The following is a 5388-nucleotide window of genomic DNA, read 5'->3' as shown; positions in this document are numbered from 1 at the left end:
ACGGCCCGAACGCCCCGGGCACGTCTCGCCAGGCGATCCCACACCGGTACCGATAAATAATGCCCTCGACCATCGAGCGGGCATCCTGAAAGGGCCTGCCCCGCTTGCCCGTCCGAGTCGGAAGCAAATCTTCAATCAACGACCACTGAGCATCGGTGAGCAACTGAAACCGCGACATGACTCAAGCCTCGGGCACAACATCCAAAATCTTTGCCAGACACGCCCTAGTCGCGGGTCAGTCGACCGCCACCTCGCCCATCTCCGACCACCCCGTGGCATCGATGGTCTGGTTGATGATTTTGGGTGTGGACTTCAGCGCCTGCGGGACGTCCTGCATGAAGCGCCTGAAGTGGTCGCTGTTGACGTGGATGCCGCCCGCCTCATCGTCGCGGAAAGCCTCCACCAAGACGTACTCCGCCGGGTTGTCCAAGCTGCGCGACCAATCGAACCACAGATTGCCTTCCTCGGCCCGGGTCGCCGCGGTGAACGAGGCGACGAGATCCGGCCAGCGGTCCGTCCAGTCGGGTTTTGTTTCGAACTTGACGACGATGAAGATCATTGCGGTCCCACCTAGGTTCGCGGCTTCCGGTTGCGTCCGCCCGATTCCGCGGGCAGCGCCAGCCTATCGGCCGCGGGTGGTGCCGCGGCGCCGCGACGCGGGGACGCTGCCCTAATTTCCCTAGGTAATGGTTAATGCAAAGTGGTCTCATGAGTCACCCATGACCCATAAGACCACTTTCGCCGCGCGCCCAAGTGGCGGAGCTCACAGAACTGCACGACACCGGTCGCATTTCACTATCGGTAGAGCCGCTGCGAAAGCGTCTTGCGGTGCCGATCGAACACCTTTTATAGCGAATTACTTCAGGCCCAATTCGTTATTGATTCGCAATTCCTGCGTAGCCGGATAACGGAAACTCACATTCTGGGCGGGGGCGGAGCCGGTGGCGCCGGAGCGTCGATCAGAACGGCCGGCGGCGGAGCGTCCGGCGGCGCAGGAGCGTCGGGCGGGGGCGGAGGAGCGTCCGGCGGCGGCGCAGGAGCGTCCGGCGGCGGCGCAGGAGCGTCCGGCGGGGCCGGAGGAGCGTCCGGCGGCGGCGCGTCCTCCGCGGGTAGCGGAAGGAACATATGATGCGTGAATCCGGCCTGGTAGGCACCCGCACCACCCAAGTGCACCCCGCCCCGCTCACCGCTGGAGACCGCCGTTCCGTCCGGCAGTGTCACCGCCGTGTGGCCACCGTTCCAGCCGATGACCAACGCGTTAGGGGCGGTTCCATATTGAAAGCCGCGCGCCAACAATGCGCCCTCTTCGTTTCCGGTATTGAATCGATTTCCGAAAACGGGCCTATCAGATGCTGCATTAGCAACCCAGGACGCGAGTCCCGAACAATCGGTCCCTGCGGGAGAGTCTCCACCCGGAATATAGGGCGTGCCGGAGACCTGATTGATCAATGACATCAATGTTGCAATAACGACCATGGGCAGGGAGGCTAGCAATAACATTTATTGCGAGCCAAAATTTGTGGCGCAGGTCATTCATTAATCGAACCATGACGTGCATCGCATGCAGAGCAAAATTATTACACACCGGTATAGTTTCGACGGCTAAATACCCGTGTTTCCGAAGTGCCGGTATTGAACTCTCCCGTGAGCGCTTCCCACGGATACCCCGCTAAGCCTTGCCGCGGCTTCGTTCGCTTTGTGTCGTCTCCCGATCGACGTTGGCCTGCTCTCGACTAGCGCGGGCTCACAGGCGCTTGACTTGTTCGTCCACGCGCCGCAGGCGCTCGCGTTCGCGCTCCGCGGCAGTGCCCTCGCGCTCGTCCGCTCGCTGCTCGCGGTCGTCGGCCACCCATTCGCGTTGGTCGGCGATCTGTTCACGCTGGTCGGCCACGCGGTCTCGACTGCCGGCCTGAAATTCGCGCCTCTTCAACTCCGCCTCGCGTCTGGCGAGAACGTCTTCGCGCTCATCCAGCGCTTCCGCCTTGCGGTCAGGCTCCTCGGGCGGCACGGCGCGGTCCCCAGCGACCACGGCTGACCCTAACGCCGGGCGGCCGGCGATGCGAACGGCCAAGGGCCGCTTGCTCAGAGTCAAGCCCTGCTACCAGGCGCGCTCAGATGGGGGTCCAGATTCCGTTGTTCCAGATTCCCCAGTTGCCGGCACCGGTCGGGTTCCACATCATCTGCGCCCCGGGCGCCCAGGCCGGTTGGGGTGGCTGCGGCGGCGCCCACGCCGGTGGCGGCCCCCAGGGGCCCCAGCCCGCCGGGGCGGACGGGCCTCCAGGGCGTTGCCAGTCGTGGCATTGATGCCAGTCCCAGTCCAAGACGTTGCCCCAACTTGGGTCCCATGGATCGCCCGGACACCAGTGGCCGGTGGGCGCCGGGGCCGGGGCCGCCGCGGCGACGGGCGCGCCGGCCAGACCAAGAACGGACAGCGCCAACCCGCCGCCAACCACCGCGCTCGCCGTCCGTCGCGCCGTGCGCCTCAGAGTCGCCATCCGATAAGACTTTCTCGATACCGGCATCCGGGCAAGCGGCAATTGGGATCCGCTGCCCGGCCTCAAGTCACAGGCCGAATTTCGCCCGCGCTTCCTGCGTCACCGGGGTGAACAGGTTGACCAGGTTTCCATCCGGATCCCGGAACAACAGCGCGCGGTTTCCCCAGGGCATGGTGGTAGGCACCGTCACGACCTCGGCCACGTGCTCGCGAAGCCGCTCGTATTCGGCGTCCACGTCCTCGACGATGAATTCCAGGATGGCGCTGCGGTTGGCCGCGGGTTCGGCGGACCCCTCGCCAAACAGCGGGACGGTCTTGTCGCTGCCGATGGCCAGCGTGCCGATCGGCGTGTAGATCTCGGCGAACAGCTCATTGCCCCAGATCGCCGAGACCCCGGTGACCAATTGGTAGAAGTCGACGAGCCGCCCGACGTCGGCCGTGATGATGCGGGTCGAAATGAACTTCATGCGGTGCCTCCCACGTCGCAGCGTGCGTATCTGGCATCGCATGCTAGGCGCCGCCTCCGACAAACGTGGCTGCGACCCGATGCGCCGAATCACCGAGCCGGAAGGGTCCTCCTGGCCTGCCAGGCGACGCTCGGCACCGTCTTCGCCAGATCCGGTCGGCTCCTGGCGAACGCGCGGATGGCGCGATAGAATGGCCAAAGTTGGTGGGGGGTAGGCACTTTCGGCAGCCATGCCAGTTCACAATGAATCCCGTTGATCGGGTCGTCGAAGAAGACCGCGTAGTAGCGTCAGCTTCGCACCCGTGCGCGCGGGCTGGATGCCGATGTAGCTGTGTGGGTTGACGTTTCGCGTCATGTAGTACGTCGACTCGTATTCCATTTTGAGCGACGAGAAACTGCTGTAGTCGAGCCAGCCGATCAACGCGTCGTAGAACGCGATGGAGTCGTCGTAGTCGAGCACCGCGAACTCGACGTGACGCACACCCCGCCACCGCATCGTGCTCAACCTTAGTCACCTGCGAACCCGACCGCGGGAGCTGCGACGATTGGATCACCCAGAGAAAAGCAACGTAGATTAGTCCGATCACCCTCACTTGTTGAATTCAGGAGTCATCCATGGCCGACGCCGATGCCGCAGCGATCCGGACTGCGAGAGGTAACTGGATCAAGGAGCACCTCGACACCTACCTGACTTCCGGCGGCTCGCGGGGCCATATCTTCGACGTCAGTGCGGTCGGGGGCCGTGAGATGACGACGCACTGCTTGATCAGATGCGTGGGCCGAAAGTCGGCGAAGGTTTACGTCAGGCCATTGATTTACGGCAACTTCGGTGGCGAGATAGTGATCGTCGCATCGAAGGGGGGCGCCGACACCCATCCGGATTGGTACTTGAATATCTTGGCGAGCAACACAATCGGCGTCCAGATCGCGACCCAGGCGTTCGAGGCCACGTGGCGCGAGCCCGAAGGCGAGGAACGGCATCAAGTGTGGTCCTACATGGCTCACCTGTACCCGCCGTACCTCACCTACCAGAAGTCGACGAGCCGCCAGATACCACTGGTGATGTTGACGCCGGTGCGGCCGATCGACGTCTTCTCTGCGGAGGACTTGCAATAAACGCCGCACCTATTTTTCGGGTGGGTTGTTCACTCATCAGGGCATCTGTCGGCCCAGGCCAAGGCTAGCCGTTCGGTCAGATTGACGGCATCGCGGACGGTATTCCAGCGAACGTTCTCAATCGTGTCTGTGCTCAGGTGAAGGTTACGAATCCATCCGCTTTCGTAAGACAGCAACGAGATGGCGCGCAAGCCCTTATTCCGTGCGATGGTGGTGTCGCAGACGTTGGGAAAAGACACGGTTTTTAGCGTGATTCCCGCCGAAGTCGCGACGCGACTAGCGAATTGCACATCGTGTGGATCCATGCGTCCACTGAGTCCTTCGCGGCGGGCCACGACCAAGTGTCCGCCACTTCCCAGCGAATCAAGACCGACGACCAGGGTGCGGGCCGGGTCAAACTGTTTTGCGTATCGGTGCGCCCATGCGCGCATGCCTGTGTTGCCTACTTCTTCGCCACCGGGAAACACCAGTACGACCTCCATATCGGGCAAATGGCGTGAACGCAGCCGGTCGGCGACCTCCAAAGCCGCAGCGACGCCAGTCGCATTATCGCTCGCGCCCGGCGTTGTGTAGCTGCGCATCGACTGAATCGCAGCCAGTGCGACCACGCCAAGAAAGAATTGAGCGCTAACTCGAATGGACCGCATTGGCAAGATATTCGCTGCCATCGCCATCAGTGCGGGGAGATGCGTGGGCATCGTTTCCCCGGTTCGCTCAGACAACATGCGGTTGAGCGCCACGGTGCGACGATGCCACACGATCCCGTTGTGCGCGGCGTCGTGATGGGCAACTAACACGAGGGTCTTATCCGATTTCGCGTCACCGGACGAAGGGTCACCGGACAAAGCAATCCGCCCGGTAACCGAAACGCCGGCCTTGGCCGGCAGCAGCCGTCTTAACCAATGGCTGCGGCCGCTGACATCGAGCTCGTAGGATGCCGCCACCGCACCTGACAGCAACCGCCCGACGACGCCGGCCAGAGCCGCCGCAGCCATTGCGGCAGCAACATGCGCCAGAGTCGCAGGCGCCCACGAGCGTTGGCTGCGGAACCGGCAGCTGGTGACCTCGACAGCGCCGATGTCACGGAGACGGGCAGCAATCCAGTCCGCCGAGCGACGCTCCCCAGGCGACGTGGTACGGCGGTCCAATGAGGCCAGATGTTCGACGTCGTGACGCAGACGCGCCGACACGTCTGTCGACGGCATCTGAATTTTGACCCCCTGGCGGCAAGTGAAAATTGACCCCCTGGGGTGGTGGTGGTGATTATTCCTCAGTGGTGGTGGCCGCGGGGGTGCGGCCGAGGTCGCGGTCT

The 5388-nt window shown here is 63.3% G+C and carries 7 protein-coding genes and 2 pseudogenes; 1 reads left to right on the top strand and 8 read right to left on the bottom strand.

Going from position 1 to position 5388, the window contains the following annotated elements; all coding sequences use genetic code 11:
* The 7 genes and pseudogenes from BST14_RS31795 to BST14_RS27345 all read right to left on the bottom strand — a co-directional run.
* Window positions 1-178: transposase (locus BST14_RS31795; RefSeq protein WP_142279208.1), on the bottom strand; the 178-nt coding region annotated here is incomplete at its 3' end.
* Window positions 179-235: 57 nt separating this feature from the next.
* On the bottom strand, window positions 236-559 hold the full coding sequence (locus BST14_RS27370; RefSeq protein WP_083067415.1) for a putative quinol monooxygenase: 324 nt from the start codon (window positions 557-559) through the stop codon (window positions 236-238).
* A 356-nt stretch (window positions 560-915) separates the two neighbouring features.
* Window positions 916-1476, bottom strand: a complete 561-nt coding sequence (locus BST14_RS27365) for a glycoside hydrolase (RefSeq protein WP_083067414.1) — start codon at window positions 1474-1476, stop codon at window positions 916-918.
* A 271-nt stretch (window positions 1477-1747) separates the two neighbouring features.
* A pseudogene (locus BST14_RS27360) lies at window positions 1748-2029 on the bottom strand (hypothetical protein); the annotation flags it as partial.
* 82 nt (window positions 2030-2111) lie between these two features.
* A complete protein-coding gene (locus BST14_RS27355; protein ID WP_083067413.1) occupies window positions 2112-2495 on the bottom strand; it encodes an Mtp family mycobacterial-type pilin in 384 nt (127 codons plus the stop codon).
* A gap of 67 nt (window positions 2496-2562) precedes the next feature.
* Window positions 2563-2961, bottom strand: coding sequence for a VOC family protein (locus tag BST14_RS27350; protein ID WP_083067412.1), 399 nt, complete (start codon window positions 2959-2961; stop codon window positions 2563-2565).
* Between the two features lie 89 nt (window positions 2962-3050).
* A pseudogene (locus tag BST14_RS27345) lies at window positions 3051-3456 on the bottom strand (VOC family protein).
* Between the two features lie 119 nt (window positions 3457-3575).
* Between BST14_RS27345 and BST14_RS27340 the strand changes: the two are divergent.
* Window positions 3576-4076 carry a nitroreductase/quinone reductase family protein gene (locus BST14_RS27340; protein WP_083067411.1) on the top strand — a complete coding sequence of 167 codons (501 nt, stop codon included), beginning with the start codon at window positions 3576-3578 and terminating at the stop codon, window positions 4074-4076.
* 29 nt (window positions 4077-4105) lie between these two features.
* Here the strand turns inward: BST14_RS27340 and BST14_RS27335 are convergent.
* On the bottom strand, window positions 4106-5388 hold a 1283-nt coding region (locus BST14_RS27335; protein ID WP_211280830.1), incomplete at its 5' end, for a M20/M25/M40 family metallo-hydrolase.

The organism is Mycobacterium arosiense ATCC BAA-1401 = DSM 45069, assembly GCF_002086125.1.
Lineage (GTDB): Bacteria > Actinomycetota > Actinomycetes > Mycobacteriales > Mycobacteriaceae > Mycobacterium > Mycobacterium arosiense.
Note: the sequence above shows the minus strand (reverse complement) of the source record. Positions and strands in the feature narration are given on the sequence as shown.

Coding starts and splice junctions, on each gene's coding strand:
- BST14_RS27365 (WP_083067414.1), bottom strand. CDS start 1,476: ATGGTCGTTATTGCAACATTGATGTCATTGATCAATCAGGTCTCCGGC.
- BST14_RS27340 (WP_083067411.1), top strand. CDS start 3,576: ATGGCCGACGCCGATGCCGCAGCGATCCGGACTGCGAGAGGTAACTGG.
- BST14_RS27355 (WP_083067413.1), bottom strand. CDS start 2,495: ATGGCGACTCTGAGGCGCACGGCGCGACGGACGGCGAGCGCGGTGGTT.
- BST14_RS27370 (WP_083067415.1), bottom strand. CDS start 559: ATGATCTTCATCGTCGTCAAGTTCGAAACAAAACCCGACTGGACGGAC.
- BST14_RS27350 (WP_083067412.1), bottom strand. CDS start 2,961: ATGAAGTTCATTTCGACCCGCATCATCACGGCCGACGTCGGGCGGCTC.